This window comes from Haladaptatus salinisoli (assembly GCF_020614375.1).
Lineage (GTDB): Archaea > Halobacteriota > Halobacteria > Halobacteriales > Haladaptataceae > Haladaptatus > Haladaptatus salinisoli.
On the sequence record NZ_CP085327.1, the window covers coordinates 571554 to 590742 of the forward strand.

Consider the following 19189-nt stretch of genomic DNA (forward strand, 5'->3'; position numbering starts at 1 on the left):
TACGGCGGTCGAATCACAATCCTTAACTACCGAACGACAGTACGAGAGTGTAGCGGGATGGGATAGCCAGGAGATTCCGGCGGGCTCATAACCCGCAGATCGGTAGTTCAAATCTACCTCCCGCTACTTTTACACTATCTCCGGTTCGAAGCGTCGCCTCCGTTCTGCGAACGGTCCGCCGATACGCGAGAGTTCGTTCTCGGTCTAGCTTCCGCGACCGGCCACGCGATTTATTGACCGCGGTACGCAAGAACGTCGTATGACAACCGCGCTGTTCGTGGTCAGCGAGGAAGGGTATTGGGGCGAAGAGTGCGTCGACCCGCTTCAGACCCTCTCCGACGCGGGGGTCGACATCGACGTCGCGACGCCGAGCGGCTCGAAAGCGGTCGTCGACCAGCGCTCCATCGACCCGGAGAACGTCGGCGAAGAGACCGCGGAGCGAGTCCGCGACGTCCACGAGAACGACGAGCGAATGCAGAATCCGATACCGCTGGCGAACGTCGACGGCGACATGTACGACGCGGTGGTGTTCCCCGGCGGACACGGGACGGAGTGGGACGTGAACCAAGACCGACACGCGCGACGGCTGCTCCGGGACACCGTCGAAGGGGAGGACGGGAAGGCGCTCGTGGTCTGTCACGCGGTCGGATTGCTGGCGTTCACGCGGGACGGCGGCGGCGGATTCCTCGTCGAAGGGCGAGACGTGACCGGCTTCCCGAACGACTGGGAGGAGGATATCGTCGACGAGCACGACTGCATGCCCGACGGACGAAAACTCCCGTACTACGTCGAAGACGAAGTGAGCGCGGCGGGCGGAAACTGGGACGCCGAACTCGACTCGGAGACGAGCGTGCGCGTGGACGGCGACTTGCTCACCGCGCGCGGCCCCGAATCGTCCCACGAAGCGGCGACGACGCTCCTCGAGAACCTCGGCGTCAAGTAACCGTCGGCAAAAACGGACGATTTATGCCGTCATCGTCCGCACTGCCAACGAATGCTCGGGACGCGCGGCGTGCTGGCGATACTGGCGGGGGTCACGATGACCGTCGCCGTGGTCTTCCTCCGGTCGGGGCGGAGACGGACGGGGTTTTGGTTACTGACGGCGGGGTTTTTCGTCGCCAGCATCTGGTCCGCGCTGAGTATCGCGTGGGCGCAGACGTATCCGGGTCGAGCAGCGCTCTCCGACGAGTCGTTCCTCCTCTTGGGGACGACCGCGGTCGCCGGGACGATTTACTACGGAATGCTTGCCAAAGATGATGACAGATATCGATAACGACAGGTAAGATACCGCACATTGACCTTTCCGATAAACCGTTTAAAATTCTTTATAGGTAGTATCGACTTCTATGAACCGCTGAAAACTAAATCCTTCTGGTGACCAGTAACTTTAAATACATCTTCTACAAGTCTTTGGTATGCCACGGCGACGCAACCGAAGTGGTAACGACGATAGCCGAAGGAACTTTCTAAAGGCGAGCGGGGCCGGTGCGGTCGCGCTCTCGCTCGCCGGCTGTTCGGGTCAGGAAAAAAATCCGGGAACCAGTACGACGGGAACCGGGGACACTTCGACGACGAACGGGGAAGCGGGTACGGTCAGCGTCGGTCCCGACCAGATTACGCCTGGCGGAACGCTGCGGTACGGTCTTCCGGAAGCCCCGGACAGTCCGAATATCTTCCTGTCCGGTAACGTGTACTCCGCCGTCGGGCTAGCACCGGTGTACAACTACGGTGTCAGCACCGACCCGGTGACGTTCGAGGTCAAACCGAACGTCTTCACCGATTGGGAACTGAAGAACGCCGACAAGGAGAAACCGGACGTCTACTTCAACGTCCGAAAGGAAGGGCTGGAGTGGAACGACGGTGAGAAGTTCAAGCCGATAGACGACGTCGTGTTCTCGTACCAGTACCTGCTGGACCACGAACCCGGCGAGTTCTCGGCGTGGAACGACTACGAGAAGGTCGAGGAGGCGAGCAACGACTGGGATATCCACATCAAGATGTCCCAGCAGGTCGGTACGTGGGACACGACCATCCTCCAAGGAGCGCCCATCATTCCCAAACACAAGTGGGAGGGCGTCGATTACAACAACTACGACCCGATGGCGAAGAACGAGGAAGGACCCGTCGGAACCGGGCCGGGGAAACTCACCCAGTTCAACCCCGACACCTCGATGCAGGTCAAGTTCCGCCGCGACTACATCGACAACACCTACGCGCTCAACAGCCTCCAGTGGATCAAAGACCACAAGTCGCTCATCCACGGCGGTCCGTTCCTCGACGGCGTGAACTTCAAGGTGTACGGCGGGACGTCGCCGATGACGCAGGCGTTCCTGAACGGCGATATCGACACACACTACGGTAGCTTCTCGCCGGCGCAGATTCCGAAGGTCAAGAAGGACAGCAAGAGCAGCCTCATCAAGGGGTACGACAGCGGGTTCTCCTACTACGGCTTCAACTGTCGCCGCGCCCCGCTCGACGACGTGGCGTTCCGACAGGCGATGGCGTTCATGTTCGACGACCAGTACTGGGTCCGGTCCCTGAAGGGCGGCTACGTCATCAAGGGCGACTACGCCCAGTCGCCCGGTTACAGGGCCGTCCGTCCGGAGACCGTCCACGGCGGCGAGTTGCTGACCGACCCGCGGACGAACGCGTTCGACTTCCGGAGTGCGTCCGGCAATAAAAAGCCCGACGTCCAAGGCGTTCGCAAGTTCCTGACGGACAGAAAGGTAGTCAGCGGTAAGGGGACCTACGTCGGCAAGGAGTTCCCCGGAACGTTCTCCGGCGTCAAAGCGAGCCGTTCGACTGCGAAGTACGAGTACTCCTTCGGCTCCATCAAGTCGAAGGCGCTCAAAGATGCGAACGTCTCGGTCGACAAGGAGATTCGAATCGACGGGCAGACCGTTCCGGAGATGATGGACGGGGACGCGATCGTCATCTTCATCGACCCGCCGAGCGAGAAGCCGAACGAGGCGAAGGCCATCGACCAGTGGCGGAAGAACCTGCTACAGCTCGGCATCCCGGTTCGAACCAAACCCGTCGAGTTCAACACCTTGTCCGGCCTGGTGTACAACCAGGAAGACTACGACATCTATCCGATGGGTTGGGGCGGCACCAGCGCGTACGGAACGTCCATCGAGGCGTTCTTCCACTCGCGGAACGCGGGCGACGACCACGAGAAGTTCGCCTACAACTCCACCGGCTACGGCGTCGCCGGCGGTAGCGCCGACACGCTCATCGAAGACGCGTACAGCGAGACCGACCCCGAGACGCGGAACAAGAAGTGGGCGAAGGCCATCGAGCGCGTATACCTCGACATGCCGTACATGGTACAGGACTACGCGAAGTACCGCTGGCCCATGAACACGGCCAAGTTCGGCGGCGTCGTCGGCAACATCGTCGACCCCGCGTACGCGAACTGGGATTCGGAGTACGGCAACCTCTACCTCAAGGAGAACTTGAAGCAGTAACGGTCGTCTTCCGACCCTCGGTACTGGATTTTACCGACTCGTAGGGATGCCGACCGAATTTCGTACCAGAACGATGCGAGAACACCACATTGATAACGAATGTGTGCCATGCACCGCATGGATTCGCAAGACCAAGCGATATGGTAACTATCACACCGACGTCGAAGAAGGATGGCCATGAGTAGGATCAGCGCCCGCTACCTCGCAAAGCGGCTGGTCGTCTCCTACCTGACCCTGCTCGTGATAATGACGATCCTGTTCGTGCTCGTCCGAAGCATGCCCGGGTCGTTCATCAACAGCATGATAACGCCGGAGATGAGGCCGGCGCAGATCGAGCGACTCAGGGAGACGTGGGGACTCAACGAGCCGTTGTGGAAACAGTACGTGAACTTCATGCTCAACTACCAGGTCGGCGAGTTCGGACGCTCGCCGATCCGAAAGGTGTCCGTCTGGTCGCTCATCGTCCGACGACTTCCGCGCACCATCATCCTGTTCGGCGCGGGATTCGTCGTCGCGTACACGGTCGGCCCGCTGGTCGGGATGTACCTCGGCTGGTGGCGCGGGACGCGGAAGGACAAGTTCACGTACACCGTCGGTTTGACGATGTACTCCATGCCCGCGTTCTGGATCGCGTGGCTGTTCATCTGGCTGTTCGACTACGAACTGGGCTGGCTGAAGAGCCAGTACATGGTCAACCAGTTCGGAATCGCCGATTGGACGCCGACGATAGCGATGACGAACATCTTACACCACATCGCTCTCCCGCTGTTCAGCATCGCGTTCGTCGGCTGGGTCGGCGCGATGCTCGTCATGCGTCCGTCGATGAACAACGTCACCGGCGAGGACTACGTGTTCCTCGCGCGAGCGAAGGGTCTCAGCGAGCGAACGGTGATGATGAAACACGCCGCTCGCAACGCGCTGATTCCGGTCGCGACGCAGGCTATCGTCGGACTGGCGTTCCTCATCGACGGGAGCATTCTCATCGAGCAAGTGTTCAGTTGGCCCGGCATCGGGGAGCTGATCGTCAGCGCGGTGTTACAGCATGATTACCCCGTCACGCAGGCGGCGTTCTTCATCCTCGCCGTCCTCATCATCACGATGCGGCTGTTCACGGACGTCGCGTACACGTATCTCGACCCGCGGATCAAATTCGAGGGGAAATCATAGATGTCGACACAATCCAAAACCGCGTCGGCGACCGGTTCGTTCAAGGAGCGATGGGAGCCGCGCATCGAACGCTTCCGCCGAGGGTGGAATCGATACACCCAGCACAAGATGGGCGTCCTCGGGCTCCTCATCCTGCTGATGTACGTCCTCTGGGCGCTGTTCCCGTCGGTGTTCGCTCCGCACACCTTACAGTGGCGGGCGTTCGTCGGCAACGACCCGCACGCCTATCTGACGCTGCAACAGAAACAGCAGTTCCCGCATCCGCCCGCGTTCGGGGATCCGTTCTTCGCGCCCCTCGGCACGGACGACCTGGGGCACGGCATCCTCACCAAGATGGTGTACTCGGCGAAGACGGCCCTGTACATCGGCTTCGCCGCCGGACTCCTCTCCAGCCTCGTCGGCGTTCCGTTGGGGCTCATCAGCGGATTCTACGGCGACACGTGGATCGACGAACTCATCCAGCGCATCGTCGACGTGATGTACGGGATGCCGTTCCTCCCGTTCCTCGTCGTCCTCGTCGCCATCAACGGCATCACCACGACGAACATCATCTTCGGCATCGCCATCACGTCGTGGCTCAACAACTGCATCCTCATCCGCGGGGAGACGCTGTCGCTCAAGGAGCGGGCGTACATCGAGTCGGCCCGCGTCGCGGGGGCGAGCGATACGCGAATCGTGTTCCGACACATCCTCCCGAACGTCATCCCCCTCGCCTTCGTGTTCCTCGCGCAGGACGCTGCGGGAGCGATTCTCGCGCAGGCGGCGCTCGCGTACCTCGGGTTGGCCGATTTCACGGCCAACTCGTGGGGGATAATGATCGAGAGGGTCAGCGCTAAGGGTTACGTCTTCGACGCGCCGTGGTGGCTCATCCCGCCGGGGCTGGCGATCACGTCCATCGCCGCGGCGTTCTACTTCATCGGATTCTCGGTGGAGGACGTTGCGAATCCACAGGAGTAACAATGTCACTGTTAGAAGTAAACGAGCTTTGCGTTCGGTACGACGCCGGAGAAAAGCAGGTTCACGCCGTCGACGGCGTCAGTTTCAGTGTCGACCACGGCGAGACGTACGGTCTCGTCGGCGAATCAGGCTGCGGAAAGACGACGCTGGCGAAGTCGCTCATCCACCTCCTCGACGCGAACGGCTACGTCGAAAGCGGCGAGGTGTGGTTCGACGGGACGCTCCCGCAGTGGGAGGACGAGAACGGGAACGCGCGCCGGGAGATAATCGACGACGACCGCTACCCGGTGCGCGAGGACGGGATGACCGACCTCACGAAGCTGGACGACCAGCAGATTCGCGACGTTCGCTGGCGGGACATCGCGCTCATCCCGCAGAGCGCGATGAACGCGCTCAATCCGGTGTACAAGGTCGGCGATCAGATCGTCGAGGCCATCCTGCGTCACGAACCGGCGACGACCCGCGAGGAGGCGGACGCTCGCGCCCGCGACCTCATCGAACGCGTCGGCATCGAACCGGAACGCGCGGACGACTACGCCCACCAGTTCAGCGGCGGGATGAAACAGCGCGCCGTCATCGCCATGGCGATGGCGTGCAATCCGGACTTGCTCATCGCGGACGAGCCGACGACCGCGCTCGACGTTATCATCCAAGACCGCATCCTCGAGGAACTCGAAGCGCTCCAAGAGGAGTTCAACGTCGCGATTCTCGTCGTCAGTCACGACGTCAGCGTCATGGCCGAGATATGCGATAAGCTCGCCGTGATGTACGGCGGAAAGATGATGGAGAGCGGACCGATGGGCGAGGTGCTCACGGATTCGGCGAACCCGTACACGCTCGGGCTGAAAAACTCGTTCCCGACGGTCGAAGAGGAGCAGCGGAAACTCATCTCCATCCCCGGGTCGCCGCCGACGCTCCTCGACCCCGGTGCGGGATGCCGATTCTCGGCCCGGTGTCCGTTCGTCGTGGACGAGTGTCACTCGGCGCACCCCCCGATGTACGACGTCGAGCAGGCGGAGATGGGCAAGCGCACCGAAGCGAACACGCCCCACGTCCACCGTTCGGCTTGTTATCGCGTCGACGAACTCGAAACGATGCGCACTGAGGCGCAAAAGGAGGAAACATGGCAACAGAACACGACCCAGACCCACTAGTTGAGATAGAGAACGTCTCGAAGTTGTTCGACTTATCGCAGGGCGTCGTCGACCGCGTCCTCGGTCGAGAACCGCAGCCGGTTCGCGCGGTTCAGAACGTGGACCTGACCATCAACGAGGGAGACATCATGGGGATCGCCGGCGAATCCGGCTGCGGGAAAACCACGCTCGGAAAGCTGCTGGTGAAACTGTACGAACCGACGGACGGAACGATCACGTTCGACGGACGCGACGTGACCGAGCTCTCGCGGGAGGACGAGAAGATGTTCCGCCAGCGCGTCCAGATGATATTCCAGGACCCGTTCGAGAGTCTGAACCCTCGAATGACGGTGTTCCAATCGGTCGTCGAACCGCTCCAGATAAACGATATCGGTGACGGGTACCGGGACCGCCGGGAGCGGGTCACCCGCGTGCTGAACGACGTGGGGCTCTCGCCCGCGGAGGCGTACTTGAACGAGTTCCCGAAGGAACTGTCGGGCGGCGAGCGCCAGCGCGTCGCCATCGCCCGCGCGCTGGTCGTCAACCCCGACTTCGTCGTCTGCGACGAGCCGGTTTCGATGCTCGACGTGTCGATTCGAGCGGGCGTGTTGAACCTGATGAAGGAACTGCAGGACGAGTACGGCCTTACTTACTTGTTCATCAGCCACGATCTCTCTCTCATCCGGTACATGTGCGACCGGACGGCCATCATGTACCTCGGCGACGTCATCGAACAGGGGCCGACAACCGACGTCGTGACAAAGCCGAAACACCCCTACACGCAGGCGTTGTTCGATGCGGTGCCGGAGATTTCGCCCGACGCCGAACGACACCGGGCGAACGTGACCGGCGAGGTTCCGAACCCTCGAAACCCGCCGAGCGGTTGTCGGTTCCACCCGCGCTGCTCCAAGATAATCCCGCCGGAGGACTGGACGGGCAGTCAGGACGCGTTCCGGCGCGCGTTCAACTTCAAACGAAGCGTCGCGACGGGCGAACTGGACGTGGAGGACGTGGAAACTGACCACGTAGAGCAGCGCGTCGCGGTCGATAGATTGCTCGAAACCGGTCTCGCGTTGGAGCTACCGGAGGAACACCGCCTCGAAGGAGAGGGGAAAGGGTCGGTCGACGTGCGGACGCTCGACATGCCTCGACGGGCCGAGAACGCGCTTCGATCCGCCGCCCGCGACCTCCTCGAGGGCGACGTCCAAGCGGCGGAGGAGCAACTCGACCGGGAGTTCCAGACCATCTGCGAGCAGCAGCATCCCGACCTCCGACGGGCGGACGAACAGATTACGGCCTGCCACCTCTACGAATCGTCGGCGTCGAATACGGAGACCATCACGCCGGACGCTTCCGACTGATTCCCGGCGCGGTTTCTCGTTCGTCCGCTGCCGAGAGAAACCCTTACGGTACCGATACACAAAGTTCCGATTATCATCATGTCTTCCGCCCGTTCCGTGTTACGACCGGACCGTCCGCTCCTCGTCGCGCTCGTCGTCGCCACGGCGGTCGTCACGCTGTGGCTGTTCGTCCCGACGATGTCGGGCCACATCGCCACGATGAACGTCGGAAGCGTCGACGTGACGGTGTCGGAGTACGCCGTCTCCGACGGCGGCGAACACCTCTCCGCCACGCTCGAAGTCCACAACCCGACGCGCCGAGCGGTCGTGTTCTACAGCGGACTGTTACACGCCGCCGACGGCCGAACGCAGCTATCCGACGGGACGACGACCGGACTCGGAGAAGCGACCGTTCCTCCGGGGGAAACGGTCGAAATCACCGCGAACATCGACCTCGCCCCGGAGCGCGTCTCGCGAGCGAGGCGCGCCGTCGAATCGGGGTCGGTCGCGCTCTCCGGCAAACTTCGCGGGGAGATCGGTAACGAAGGCGTCACCGTTCCCGTCGATACCGCGGGGTCGGACCGATGACGGAAGCGAACACGAACGGCTGGGCGAGCGACAGCACCCACGGAAACGCGCGGCGTCGATACCGAATCGCGGTTCTCGGAAAGAGCCTCGTGTCGGGCGGCATCGCCGGACTGGCGGCGTTTACGTACAGCATGTCGGGATTGATGACCGCGTCGCTAGACCCGTCCTTCGTGCTCGGACTCGTCGCCCTCGCCGGTGCCTACGCACACCTGCTCGCACACGACCTGCGCGAGAGCATCCGCGTCGGGTTGATGGGGTTCATCTTCGGCGGACTCACGATGGTCGGCGTTTGGATCGCTCCGCTCTGGATACTTCCGTTCGCGTCGGGTGCCCGCGACATCTTGCTCCCGAGAGTAGCCGGAACGGCGGTCGTCGCCGCGCTTTTCGTCTACGCGGCGGTGTACCTCGGGGCGTACCTGACCACCCTGACGGTGGACGCCTACGCGTCCACGTGAACCGTGAGCGTTTTGGTACGAGCGTCGCTACCTTTCTCCGTGTCGAAAGACGTCCCGACGCGCGAACGCTCCGTCCGCGAACGCGGCACCTTCGCAAAACACGGTGACGACCCGACGATAGCCAGCTATCTCTCGTCGCTGTTCTTGCTCCTCTCGGTGCCATCGTTCGTCCTGCTCGCGTACGCGGGCTACTGGTACGACCTGTACGCCTACGGGGCGATAATCCCGGTGTTCGCGGGACTCCTCGTCGGGTCCATCGCGCTCGCGTTCGCCATCATGCACGTGGCGACTCGCTGAAACGCGTTCCCGTCAGAACGTGCTGCTCCGAATCGTCACGAAAAAGACGAGTACCATCGCCGCGACGAGGAGGACGAACTCCGTCTGGGTCGCCGATCCTTGCCCGGAGAGGAAAAAGAGCAGGAGACTGGCGACGCCGAGTAGGGTCGCCGCGGTGAACATGAGCACCGTGACGTTCGTTTCGTCGGTCAACCAGTAGAAGACTCGGTTTCCAAGGTCGTCCATGTATCTCAGAAACGGATACCCTCGTAAACGCACTCGACGGGTTCGAGGACGATCTGCTGGGCGAGGGCGTAGGTCGTGAGCGCGAGCGTCGAATCCGCGGTGAACTCGGCGTCATCGTCGCGCCACTCGGCGACGCTCGCGGCGAATCGAACGTGGGAATCGTGAATCGTCATGAGCCACTTCGGTGGAAGTTCGCCGCGGGTCCCCTTATGCTTCACCCGTAACAGATATTTGAACGTTTCGTCGGTTCGCCAGCCGATGTCCTCGCCCGCCTGGAACTCGGGGAACTGCGGCGTGCCGAACAACTGGACGAGGCGGTAGAGAGGGATGCCGACGTGCTCCGCCTCCGTCCCGTCGGTTTCGGGGCCGATGTACGCGACGACGTTCAGGTCGTCTCGTTCGCGGACGTTGTCCTCGACCAACACGCCGCCGTCGGCTCTGCGCGTTTCTATCTCCGCTCGGGGGACCGGTTCGACGACGATATCTCGGAGTTCCTCGAAGTCGGGTGCGTCGGGGTGATTCCGAACGTCCATGGCTCAGTACGCGAAGTAGTTGAAGCCGCGCCAACCGGCGTAGCCGAGTCCGAGAAGGGCGACGCCGGCCGCGATGACGACGAGCGATTCGGAAGTCGTCATCGTATCGTCCATCTGCGGAATCAGTTTGAAGTACAGCGAGAGGCCGAACAGGAAGTAGATGTAGCCGACGATGACACTGAGCAGCGCCACGACTATCGATATCAGTCCTATCGGACCGCGCAGCGGTTTCGGAACGCGACTCTTTAACGCCATGGTTTGTGCTACTACGGCACAATCATAAGTGTTCTGCAACGAAGGTTAATTCGATTCGTCCCGTTCGCTCTCGCTCGCTTCGAGGTTCTCCAGTCCGTCTCCGGCGAGCGGTGACATTCGCTCGTCGAACTCGTCCTCGTCGGACTTCGCCGCCGCGTCCCGCCCGGCGAAGTAGGAGGAGATGAACTTCTCGTGGTGCTCGCGGAGGGTGTACCCCACCCAGATGAGCGCGAGGCCGGGGAGCATACGGAGGACGAAGGCCGGGGAGGTCACCCCGTACGCACCCGTGACGACCGACCCGTGAAGGGAGTCGCCGACGAGCAGCGCGCCCGTGACGAGCGTGAACGTCGAAACCATCGACAGGAACCGTCGAGAGAACATCTCACCCGTCGCCGTGCTCGTTCACGATGACGACTTCGCCGTCCTGCACGTCCACGTTGATGAGCGTCTTGACCGCGTAGTCGGTCTCGTCCAACTCGTTCGCGCCGACCTTCTTGATGACGGCGCACACGTCCACCACGTCCGCGCCGATGTACTCCAGCGCCTCGGTGACGGCTTTCATCGTCCCGCCGGTGCTGAGCACGTCGTCCAGCAGGAGCACCCGGTCGCCCTCGCGGACGTTGTTGATGTACATCTCGTTCTCGGAGTAGCCGGTCTGCTGGGAGAGCGCGACCTCCCCCTCCAGTCCGTACTGTCGCTTGCGGATGACGACCAGCGGGATGTCGGTCATCAGCGAGACGGCGGTCGAGATGTGGATGCCCATCGCGGCGGGCGTGACGATTTTATCGACGTTCTCCAGGTCCGCCTTCCGGATGATCTTGATGACGATTTCGCGCAGGAGGGTCGGTTCGAGCATCGGAATGCCGTCGCTGATGGGATGGACGAAGTAGTGGTACCCGTTTTTCTCGATAATCGGCGCTTCGAGAAGCGACTGCTTCAACTGGTCCATGTTGGTGATTTTCGACCCATCAGTAAAAGATGCCGGTATCGTCGTTCGCGGAGAAGACTAGCGGAGTAATCGAAAGCAACATTGGAACCGAACGGAGCGGTTCAAGCGAGAACGGACCGCGTCCTCTCCGGAGCGAAACCAGTTCTTGTGGCGAAGAATCGTTCACTGATGTTAGGCCCAGGCCACGCCCTCGCTCGGACGCTCGCTCGCAGACGCTTCGCGTCCACTCGCGCCGCATCCTCGTTCACCCGTTACCACCAGGAACCGCCAGGACGAATGTGCCGTCTGGCGCATTCGTCCTGAAGGCGGCTGGTCAGCCTGCCGCCGTGAATCGCTAGGGCGAACGTCCGCCGAAAGCGGCTGGCCGGATTAGAATCGGCCGTGCGGGCCGCCGGCCCGCACGGCCGGCTGTCCTGGTGGCAACGGGCGAACGAAGGAGGGAGCGAGTGGCGAAGCCACGAGCGACTGACCGAGTGAGGGCGTGGCCTGTGCCTAGTCGCAGCTAGCGTCGTTGCTTCAACGCCTCGTGTCGAAACGCGACAAATGCGGGATTTTCTGCCGGCGGTTACCAAACCCAACGCCACAAAATCGTCTTCCGACCGCGGCCACTTTCACTTTCGCTCCGGGTAAGGCTCACCGCTTTTAGCCCGCCCGTACTACGAGAAAGTGCGGGTGGGCGAGACCCGCACTCCGACGATCGGTTGCCAAGACCCCCTACCCCAGCAAGGTTTGAATAGTTCCCCCACTCCCCTTTTGCGGGAGTGAGCCTCGGCTAATGGCGTTATGCGGTTAGTTGGATTCCAGCCATCAACCATCACATCTAATTATTGGCGAATTTTGGCTATAGAAAATTAAACGGTATAATTTGACAGCTAGAGGTTTTAATTCACTTCGTACGTTGCAAGCACGTTGGAATTAGAACCACCATCAGCGTTCCAAACAATTTTGATGACGTCTCCGGAATCATATTGTCCATTACCATTCGTTCCTGCAGTAGGTGTTAACACAACAGATTCACCACCTGTAATTTCTGCTTGATCACCCAATGAATCACCCCATGAATTAACATTAGTGTCACTGTCAATAGTGTCATCGTCGGTGCTAGGCTCAAAGACCACAGAGATTTCTCCCTCTTGTAGCGGGCTACCGCCGACGTGGGAAACTTCAATCTCAGTGGCGGACTTTTGGCTAATCTCAAGCGATACTTGGGGAGCGTTCTTTTGAACACTATCTCCAAGACCCATCACGAACGCTCCAATCACGGCAGCCAGTATCACGGTGATAGCGACCATCAGAATGACGCCGATAACGGGACTGACCGCACGCTCGAAGTCCCGTCCGGTAGCTTCTTCGAACTTTTCTTTGAGTGTCATGTTTTGTGTTTCTCCTTCGACGCGCGTTTCCATCACCGGGACCGGCTAGGAGAGATAAATATCCCGACAGTTGGATTCAGATGTCGGAAATTTGATCGTCCTGCTCCCAACTCGATTCCGATTTCTTCCGGCGATGTGCGCGTTACAACAGCCGTTACTACTCGGCCCTAATAAATATATGGCTGTACATATATAAATATCAATTTTTGATAATTTTCCCTCAAGAGTTCGTATTTAAATAGTATCGGTGCGTGTAATTATCTATCGGGCGGTATTGGCGACTTCGAGACAATTGTTGGCCCGGGTGCGACGAGAAGGAAATCGTTCGAGCCGACGGCGTCGTCTCCCCCGTCCGCCGGTCGAGTTCGGCGGTGGGCCTCGCGATTCGCTCCGGGAGACCCGTGATTTTACGCTCGAGCCATCGGCCGCTTTCGGCGAGTTACCCGACCGGTTTGAGAACTGTTAAGGTGAGTCCATCGCTCACTTCGAGTGTGCAATCACCATCCGACCCGGTAGCCGCGGTTGTCCTTGCGCTGGTGATGCTCCCGTTCGCGGCGGCGGCGCTGACCCCGGTCGTCTACCGCGTGCTGGGCGAGCGCACCGCCTACTACGCGGCGGCGGTCGCGCTCGCCTGCTTCGGGATGGTCGCCAGCCAACTGGGCACCGAAGGGCCGGTCTCTTTCGCGTGGATTCCATCGCTCGGCGTCTCCCTCCGGTTCTACGTGGACGGCCTCGCGCTCCTCATCGGCTTTCTCGCGAGCGGGGTCGGCGTGCTCATCCTCACCTACTCGGGAGGGTACATGCACCACGAACCGGGCAAGGCGAAGTACTACACCGCGCTGCTGGCGTTCATGGGGTCGATGTTGGGGGTCGCCTTCGCGGCGGATCTCGTCTCCCTGTTCGTCTTCTGGGAACTGACGAGTCTCTCGTCGTTCATCCTCATCGGCCACTACTCCGACCAGCGGTCGTCGCAGTACGCCGCCCGGAAATCGATGCTCATCACCGTCTCGGGCGGTCTGTTCATGTTAATCGGCTTCCTGCTGCTGGCGAACACGGTGCCGGCGCCGCACGCTTTCGACCTCGCGTGGATGGTCGAACACCCCGCGGAGGTGCACGAGGGGTTGGTCGAAGCCGGGATGCTCCTGCCGGTCCTCTCGCTCGTCGCCATCGGCGCGGCGGCGAAGTCGGCGCAAGTTCCGCTCCACATCTGGCTGCCGAACGCGATGGAAGCGCCGACCCCGGTCTCGGCGTTCCTCCACTCCGCGACGATGGTCAAGGCGGGCGTCTACCTCGTCGGGCGTTTCCGTCCCATCCTCCTACCGGAGGGGGTCCACGGAATCCCCGAGTGGTCGTTGCTCTTCACCGTGCTCGGCCTCGTCACGATGACCGTCGCGGCCATCCTCGCCGTCGCCGCCACCGACATCAAGGAACTGCTGGCGTACTCGACGGCGAGCCACCTCGGTCTTATCATCGCCGGATTCGGCTTCGCCTCCGAACTCGGTGCCGAGACGGGGGCGTTCCACATCCTGAACCACGCGGTGTTCAAGGCCGCGCTGTTCCTCGTCGCGGGAATCATCGCGCACGAGGCGGGTACCCGGAGGATAGCGCACCTCGGCGGCCTCGGGCGCGACCTCCCCGTCACCGCCGCCATCACCGTCGTCGCGGCGCTCGGGATGGCCGGCGTCCCGCCCTTCAACGGCTTCTACTCGAAGGAGTTCCTGTTCGATGCGGCGTGGCACGCCGCGGAAGCCGCGGGCGGCCTCGCGTGGCTCTACCCCGTCGTGGCCGTCTTCGGGAGCGTCTTCACGTTCCTCTACTCGGTCAAGTTCATGATGCTCTTCTTCGGCGAGAAACCGGAGGGTCTGGGGCACGTCCACCGTCCGCCCGCGGTGATGCTCGTTCCGCCGGCCATCCTCGGGACCATCGCGGCGCTCATCGGACTCGGCGGCGTGACCTCGTCGCTCCACCTCGCGCCGGCCCCGCTCGACCACTTCGTCGGGGAGGTCGTCGGCAGCGTCCTCCCGCCGGGCGCGGAACACGAGCCGTTCCACTACCACCTCCCGGATCACGTCACGCCCCCAGCCGTCATGAGCGCGACCACCATCGCGCTCGGCGCGGCGGCCTACCCGTTCTACGACCGCCTCCACGACGGTATCAACCGCCTGCTATCGGTCGACCCGCTCCGGGCGAACTGGTGGTACGACAACGCCGTCTTCGGGCTGAACGACGCGAGCGTGGCCGCGATTCCCCGCATCCAGACCGGCCTGCTCCGAACCTACGCGACGTGGACCCTCGCGGCGGTCACCGCCCTCGCCCTCGGCGGATACGCCGCGGCGAGCGTCCCGCTCCCCGCATTCGAGGGTCTGAACCCGAGCATGACCTATCCGATTTTGCTCGTCCTGCTGGTCGCGGCCGTGGGCGCGGTCGCGGTGAGCGTCGCGCCCTCGCACGTCGCGGGCGTGCTCACCCTCTCGATTCTTGGGTTCATGGTCGCCGTCTTCTACGTGTTGGCGAGCGCCCCCGACCTCGCGCTCACGCAACTGGTGGTCGAGACGCTGTCGCTCGTCATCTTCCTGCTCGTCTTGGACCGTCTCCCCTCGTTCTACGGCGAGATGAACCGCGGTCGAGCCATCCGCGACGGCGCGCTCTCGGTCGCCGTCGGCGCGACCGTCTTCGTCACGGTGCTCCTCTCGACGGCGGCGCATCCCGACTCCATCGCGTCGCACTTCACCGAACCTGCCGTGACCGTGAAAAAGGCGGGCGGCCACAACATCGTCAACGTCATCCTGGTGGACTTCCGTGGCTTCGATACGATGGGTGAAATCTCGGTCATCGCGATGGCCGCGCTCTCGGTGTTGACGCTCATCGCCATGCGCGAACGGGGTGAGATACAGTGACGACGATCATCACCCGAACCGTCACGCGCACGGTGGTGCCGCTCATCTTCGTCACATCGGTGGCGCTCATGTTGCAGGGGCACAACCTCCCCGGCGGCGGGTTCATCGCGGGCGTCCTGACGACGACGGCGTTCGCGCTCGTCTACATCGTCTACGGGCTGGGATACCTCGAGGAGGAGTTGTTCCACCGGATGGTCCGCGGCCCGGTCGAACACCTCCAGCACGGTATCGTGGAGAACTACCGCGCCCTCTTCGCGCTGGGGCTGGCGCTCGCCGCCGGAAGCGGACTGGTGTCGATGGCGTTCGATCACGCCTTCCTCTATCAGACGCACGACTACGTCCGCCACCTCCCGATTTACGGCGAACTGCACGTAGCCAGCGCGCTGGCGTTCGACACGGGGGTCTACCTCGTCGTCGTCGGGGCGCTGCTGACGATCCTCTCGGTGGTGGGTGCGGAATGACGCAGTTCGCCCTCGCGGCCGTGCTCGGCTTCCTGTTCGCCCTCGGCACGTTCCTCGTCCTGCGCCGGGACGTGGTGCGGGTCGTCTGGGGCGTCGCCATCATCAGCCAAGCCGCCAACGTCTACCTCGTCACGATGGGGGGGGTGGAGGGTCGCGTTCCGATACTCGGCCACGGCGGCGGTCACGCCGTCACCGACCCGCTCGTGCAGGCGCTCGTCCTGACCGCCATCGTCATCGGGTTCGGGACGACCGCCTTCGCGCTCGTCCTGACGTACCGCGTCTACGAGGAACACGGAACCATCGACATGAACGAACTGGGTGAGTCGGCGTGAACCAACTCGTCATCGCACCGCTGCTCGTCGCGCTCGTGACGGCGATTCTGACGCTCCTCGTCCGGAGCGTCCCGAGCGTCCAGCGCGGGACGAGCATGCTCGGCGGGGTCGGCTACGTCGTCGCGGTGGCCGCCCTCTGGGCCGAGGTCGACCCGCTCGGCGCGTCGAACGTCGTCCCCTACCAGGTCGGCGACTGGCGAGCGCCGTACGGAATCACGCTGGTCGCCGACTCGCTTTCGGTGTTCATGCTCGCGCTCGCGGCGGTCGTTTCGCTTGCCGCGCTGGCGTTCTCTATACGGTACGTCGACGAGTTCGGCCAGCGCCTCTCGTACCACCCGCTCTACCACTTCATGCTGGTCGGCGTGACTGGGTCGTTCCTCACGGGCGATATCTTCAACCTGTTCGTCTGGTTCGAGGTGATGCTCATGTCGAGCTACGTCCTCGTCGTCTTCTACAGCGGGCCGGAACACACCCGCGCGGCGCTCCAGTACGTCGTCCTCAACCTCATCGGGAGCGCGGTCATGCTCCTCGCAATCGGCGGTATCTACGCCACGACGGGGACGCTCAACATGGCCGACTTGGCGAGACGGCTGGCAAACCCGACCGCCTACGGGTTACAAGACCCGGCGAGCGTCTACCCCGTCCTCGGCCTGTCGGCGCTCCTCTTCGCGGTCTTCGCGCTGAAGGCGGGCATCGTCCCCTTCCAGTTCTGGGTGCCCCCGGCGTACCGCGCCGCCCCGGCACCCGTCTCCGCGATGCTCGCCGGCGTGGTGAAGAAGGTCGGCGTCTACGCCATCATCCGCCTCTACTTCACCGTCTTCTCGGCGCTGGAACTGGGCGAACTCGCGCTCCCCGGCTTCGGGGGGAACTCCGTGCTTTCCTTCTTCGGACCCGTCATGTTCGTCATGGCCGCCGCGAGCATCCTGCTCGGCGGCCTCGGCGCGGTCGGCAGGGACGACATCGACGGCTTGCTCGCCTACTCGAGCATCGGACAGGTCGGCTTCATCGTCCTGCCGCTCGCCGTCGGCGCGACCGTCCCCGAGGTTCGAACGCTCGCCATCGCGGCGGCGCTCGTCTACGCGCTGAACCACGCGCTGGCGAAGGGACTGCTCTTTCTCGTCTCCGGGTCGGTGCTCTCGTCGGTGGGTTCCATCCGGTTCGCCGACCTCGGCGGCCTGACGCGGAAAGACCCCGTGCTGTCGGGCGTCTTCTTCGTCGGCGCGCTCTCGCTCATCGGCATCCCGCCCCTGTCGGGCTTCTTCGGAAAGCTCCTCGTCTTCGACGTGGCAGGGCGCGCCGGGGCGACGCTCGCTCTCGCCCTCGCGCTGGCCGGGGCCATCCTGACCATCGCGTACTTCAGCCGCGCGTGGAACCGCGGATTCTGGGGCCCCGAGAGCGCGATGGTCGAACGGGGCGCTCCCGCGACCGGCGTGGTCGTCGTCGCCGCGCTGGCGGTGCTCGTCCTGCTGGTCGGCGTCGGCTTCGACCCGGTGTTCCGGGCCGCCGAATCCGCTGCGCGGGCGGCGACCGAATCGCAGGGCTACGTCGACGCGGTGCTCGGAGGTGGTGCGGCGTGAAGAAGTGGCCCGTCATCGGCTTCGCGCTCGCCGTCCTCTGGCTGTTCGTCCGCGGCGTCGCACTCGAACCGACGGCCATCCTCGGCGAGTTTCTCATCGGCCTCGCGGTCGGATTGCTCATCGCGTTCGCCTTTCGGCGCTTCTACGCCGCGGAGACGAGCGTCGTACGGAACCTGCAGGCGGCACCGTACGCCGCGCTGTACGTCGGCGTCTTCCTCAAGGAACTCGCGACGGCGAACGTCGACGTCGCGTACCGCGTGCTCGCGCCGGGGATGCCCATCAAACCCGGCGTGGTCGTCGTCCCGCTTCGGGTGCAGACGGACGCGGCCATCACGACCATCGCCAACAGCATCACGCTCACGCCCGGAACCCTGACCATGGATTACGACGAGGAGAGAAACGCGCTTTACGTCCACAGCATCGACGCCCGCGACCCCGAGTCCGTCGTCGCACCGATTCGGACGTGGGAAGATTACGCCCTCGTCATCTTCGACGAGGAGCGCAAACCCGGCGACCCCGTGCCGGAGATTCCGCTCGCCCACGCGGGATACGAGTCGGCGGACGGAGGTGTCGAACGTGGCGACTGAGGGTTTGCTCGCCACGGTGCTCCAAGCGGGACTCGTCGTCGCCAGCGGACTCACCCTGTTGGCGGGCTACCGCGTCATCAAGGGGCCGACGATTCCGGACAGGGTCGTGGCGCTCGACACCATCGGAACGAACGTCGTCGCCATCGCGGTTCTGTACGCGCTCCAGACCGGCGAAGGGCTGTTCGTCACGGTGAGCCTCGTGCTCGCCATCATCGGGTTCATCAGCACCATCGCGGTCTCGCAGTACGTCATCGAGGGGGATATCATCAAATGAGCGCCGTCCAGCAAATCGTCGTCGGACTGCTCGTTGCCGTCGGGAGTTTCTTCCTCGCGGTCGGAACGTTCGGCCTGCTCAGACTCCCCGACGTGTACAATCGGATGCACGCGACCAGCAAGGCGACCACGCTCGGCGCGGCCTCGCTCTTCCTCGCCGGGTTCGTCCAGTACGGCCCCCGGGGCGCGGGGCTGACCTCGCTGGTGGGTATCGTCTTCCTCTTCATCACCGCGCCGACCGGCGCGCACATGATCTCCCGGTCGGCCCAGAAGATGGGTATCGAGTTCTTCGGCGACGCCGAGTGGCCGGACGAGGACTGAAC

The 19189-nt window shown here is 63.0% G+C and carries 23 protein-coding genes and 1 tRNA gene; 18 read left to right on the plus strand and 6 right to left on the minus strand.

The genetic code is table 11. The annotated features are described in order from the left end of the window. Window positions 1–51 precede the first annotated feature (51 nt). The 11 genes from LIX00_RS03205 (at window position 52) to LIX00_RS03255 (ending at window position 9404) form a co-directional block, all read left to right on the plus strand. Window positions 52–126, plus strand: a tRNA-Met gene (locus tag LIX00_RS03205). A 133-nt stretch (window positions 127–259) separates the two neighbouring features. After that, entirely contained in the window at window positions 260–943 is a 684-nt protein-coding gene (locus LIX00_RS03210; RefSeq protein WP_227354744.1) for a type 1 glutamine amidotransferase domain-containing protein, read from the plus strand. Window positions 944–994: 51 nt separating this feature from the next. After that, on the plus strand, window positions 995–1273 hold the full coding sequence (locus LIX00_RS03215) for a hypothetical protein (protein ID WP_227354745.1): 279 nt from the start codon (window positions 995–997) through the stop codon (window positions 1271–1273). Between the two features lie 142 nt (window positions 1274–1415). Beyond that, window positions 1416–3467: an ABC transporter substrate-binding protein gene (locus LIX00_RS03220; protein ID WP_227354746.1), complete on the plus strand. Its 2052-nt coding sequence runs from the start codon at window positions 1416–1418 to the stop codon at window positions 3465–3467. 177 nt (window positions 3468–3644) lie between these two features. After that, window positions 3645–4634, plus strand: a complete 990-nt coding sequence (locus tag LIX00_RS03225; protein ID WP_227354747.1) for an ABC transporter permease — start codon at window positions 3645–3647, stop codon at window positions 4632–4634. Beyond that, window positions 4635–5591: an ABC transporter permease gene (locus tag LIX00_RS03230; RefSeq protein WP_227354748.1), complete on the plus strand. Its 957-nt coding sequence runs from the start codon at window positions 4635–4637 to the stop codon at window positions 5589–5591. Between the two features lie 2 nt (window positions 5592–5593). After that, complete coding sequence (locus tag LIX00_RS03235; protein WP_227354749.1) at window positions 5594–6745, plus strand: ABC transporter ATP-binding protein; 1152 nt, start codon at window positions 5594–5596, stop codon at window positions 6743–6745. Continuing rightward, window positions 6715–8085, plus strand: coding sequence for an ABC transporter ATP-binding protein (locus tag LIX00_RS03240; RefSeq protein ID WP_227354750.1), 1371 nt, complete (start codon window positions 6715–6717; stop codon window positions 8083–8085). Before LIX00_RS03235 ends, LIX00_RS03240 begins: the two co-directional genes overlap by 31 nt. Window positions 8086–8163: 78 nt before the next feature. After that, window positions 8164–8652, plus strand: coding sequence for a hypothetical protein (locus LIX00_RS03245; RefSeq protein WP_227354751.1), 489 nt, complete (start codon window positions 8164–8166; stop codon window positions 8650–8652). Next, entirely contained in the window at window positions 8649–9107 is a 459-nt protein-coding gene (locus tag LIX00_RS03250; protein WP_227354752.1) for a hypothetical protein, read from the plus strand. The genes LIX00_RS03245 and LIX00_RS03250 overlap by 4 nt, the downstream gene beginning before the upstream one ends. 39 nt (window positions 9108–9146) lie before the next feature. Continuing rightward, window positions 9147–9404, plus strand: a complete 258-nt coding sequence (locus LIX00_RS03255; RefSeq protein WP_227354753.1) for a hypothetical protein — start codon at window positions 9147–9149, stop codon at window positions 9402–9404. A gap of 12 nt (window positions 9405–9416) precedes the next feature. Here the strand turns inward: LIX00_RS03255 and LIX00_RS03260 are convergent, their stop codons facing one another. The 6 genes from LIX00_RS03260 to LIX00_RS03285 form a co-directional block, all read right to left on the minus strand. Next, complete coding sequence (locus LIX00_RS03260; RefSeq protein ID WP_227354754.1) at window positions 9417–9629, minus strand: hypothetical protein; 213 nt, start codon at window positions 9627–9629, stop codon at window positions 9417–9419. Between the two features lie 5 nt (window positions 9630–9634). Then, window positions 9635–10162: a hypothetical protein gene (locus LIX00_RS03265; protein ID WP_227354755.1), complete on the minus strand. Its 528-nt coding sequence runs from the start codon at window positions 10160–10162 to the stop codon at window positions 9635–9637. Window positions 10163–10165: 3 nt separating this feature from the next. Then, a complete protein-coding gene (locus LIX00_RS03270) occupies window positions 10166–10417 on the minus strand; it encodes a hypothetical protein (protein WP_227354756.1) in 252 nt (83 codons plus the stop codon). A 45-nt stretch (window positions 10418–10462) separates the two neighbouring features. Then, window positions 10463–10798 carry a hypothetical protein gene (locus tag LIX00_RS03275; protein WP_227354757.1) on the minus strand — a complete coding sequence of 112 codons (336 nt, stop codon included), beginning with the start codon at window positions 10796–10798 and terminating at the stop codon, window positions 10463–10465. Between the two features lies 1 nt (window position 10799). Next, window positions 10800–11366 (minus strand): hypoxanthine/guanine phosphoribosyltransferase, encoded by a 567-nt coding sequence (gene hpt, locus LIX00_RS03280; protein ID WP_227354758.1) that lies wholly within the window; start codon window positions 11364–11366, stop codon window positions 10800–10802. Window positions 11367–12247: 881 nt separating this feature from the next. Then, a complete protein-coding gene (locus LIX00_RS03285; RefSeq protein ID WP_227354759.1) occupies window positions 12248–12739 on the minus strand; it encodes a type IV pilin domain-containing protein in 492 nt (163 codons plus the stop codon). Window positions 12740–13278: 539 nt separating this feature from the next. Here LIX00_RS03285 and mbhE point away from each other — a divergent pair. From mbhE to mnhG, 7 genes are read left to right on the plus strand one after another with little or no spacing between them, the layout of a single operon-like run. Beyond that, window positions 13279–15636 (plus strand): hydrogen gas-evolving membrane-bound hydrogenase subunit E, encoded by a 2358-nt coding sequence (gene mbhE, locus LIX00_RS03290; RefSeq protein ID WP_227355656.1) that lies wholly within the window; start codon window positions 13279–13281, stop codon window positions 15634–15636. Further along, window positions 15633–16097: an MnhB domain-containing protein gene (locus LIX00_RS03295; protein ID WP_227354760.1), complete on the plus strand. Its 465-nt coding sequence runs from the start codon at window positions 15633–15635 to the stop codon at window positions 16095–16097. Before mbhE ends, LIX00_RS03295 begins: the two co-directional genes overlap by 4 nt. Continuing rightward, a complete protein-coding gene (locus LIX00_RS03300) occupies window positions 16094–16429 on the plus strand; it encodes a sodium:proton antiporter (protein WP_227354761.1) in 336 nt (111 codons plus the stop codon). The genes LIX00_RS03295 and LIX00_RS03300 overlap by 4 nt, the downstream gene beginning before the upstream one ends. Beyond that, complete coding sequence (locus LIX00_RS03305; protein ID WP_227354762.1) at window positions 16426–18006, plus strand: complex I subunit 5 family protein; 1581 nt, start codon at window positions 16426–16428, stop codon at window positions 18004–18006. Before LIX00_RS03300 ends, LIX00_RS03305 begins: the two co-directional genes overlap by 4 nt. Then, window positions 18003–18593, plus strand: a complete 591-nt coding sequence (locus tag LIX00_RS03310; RefSeq protein ID WP_227354763.1) for a Na+/H+ antiporter subunit E — start codon at window positions 18003–18005, stop codon at window positions 18591–18593. Before LIX00_RS03305 ends, LIX00_RS03310 begins: the two co-directional genes overlap by 4 nt. Then, on the plus strand, window positions 18574–18867 hold the full coding sequence (locus LIX00_RS03315; RefSeq protein WP_438267060.1) for an MrpF/PhaF family protein: 294 nt from the start codon (window positions 18574–18576) through the stop codon (window positions 18865–18867). The genes LIX00_RS03310 and LIX00_RS03315 overlap by 20 nt, the downstream gene beginning before the upstream one ends. Next, window positions 18864–19187 carry a monovalent cation/H(+) antiporter subunit G gene (mnhG, locus tag LIX00_RS03320; protein ID WP_227354765.1) on the plus strand — a complete coding sequence of 108 codons (324 nt, stop codon included), beginning with the start codon at window positions 18864–18866 and terminating at the stop codon, window positions 19185–19187. The genes LIX00_RS03315 and mnhG overlap by 4 nt, the downstream gene beginning before the upstream one ends. The last annotated feature ends 2 nt before the right edge of the window (window positions 19188–19189 follow it).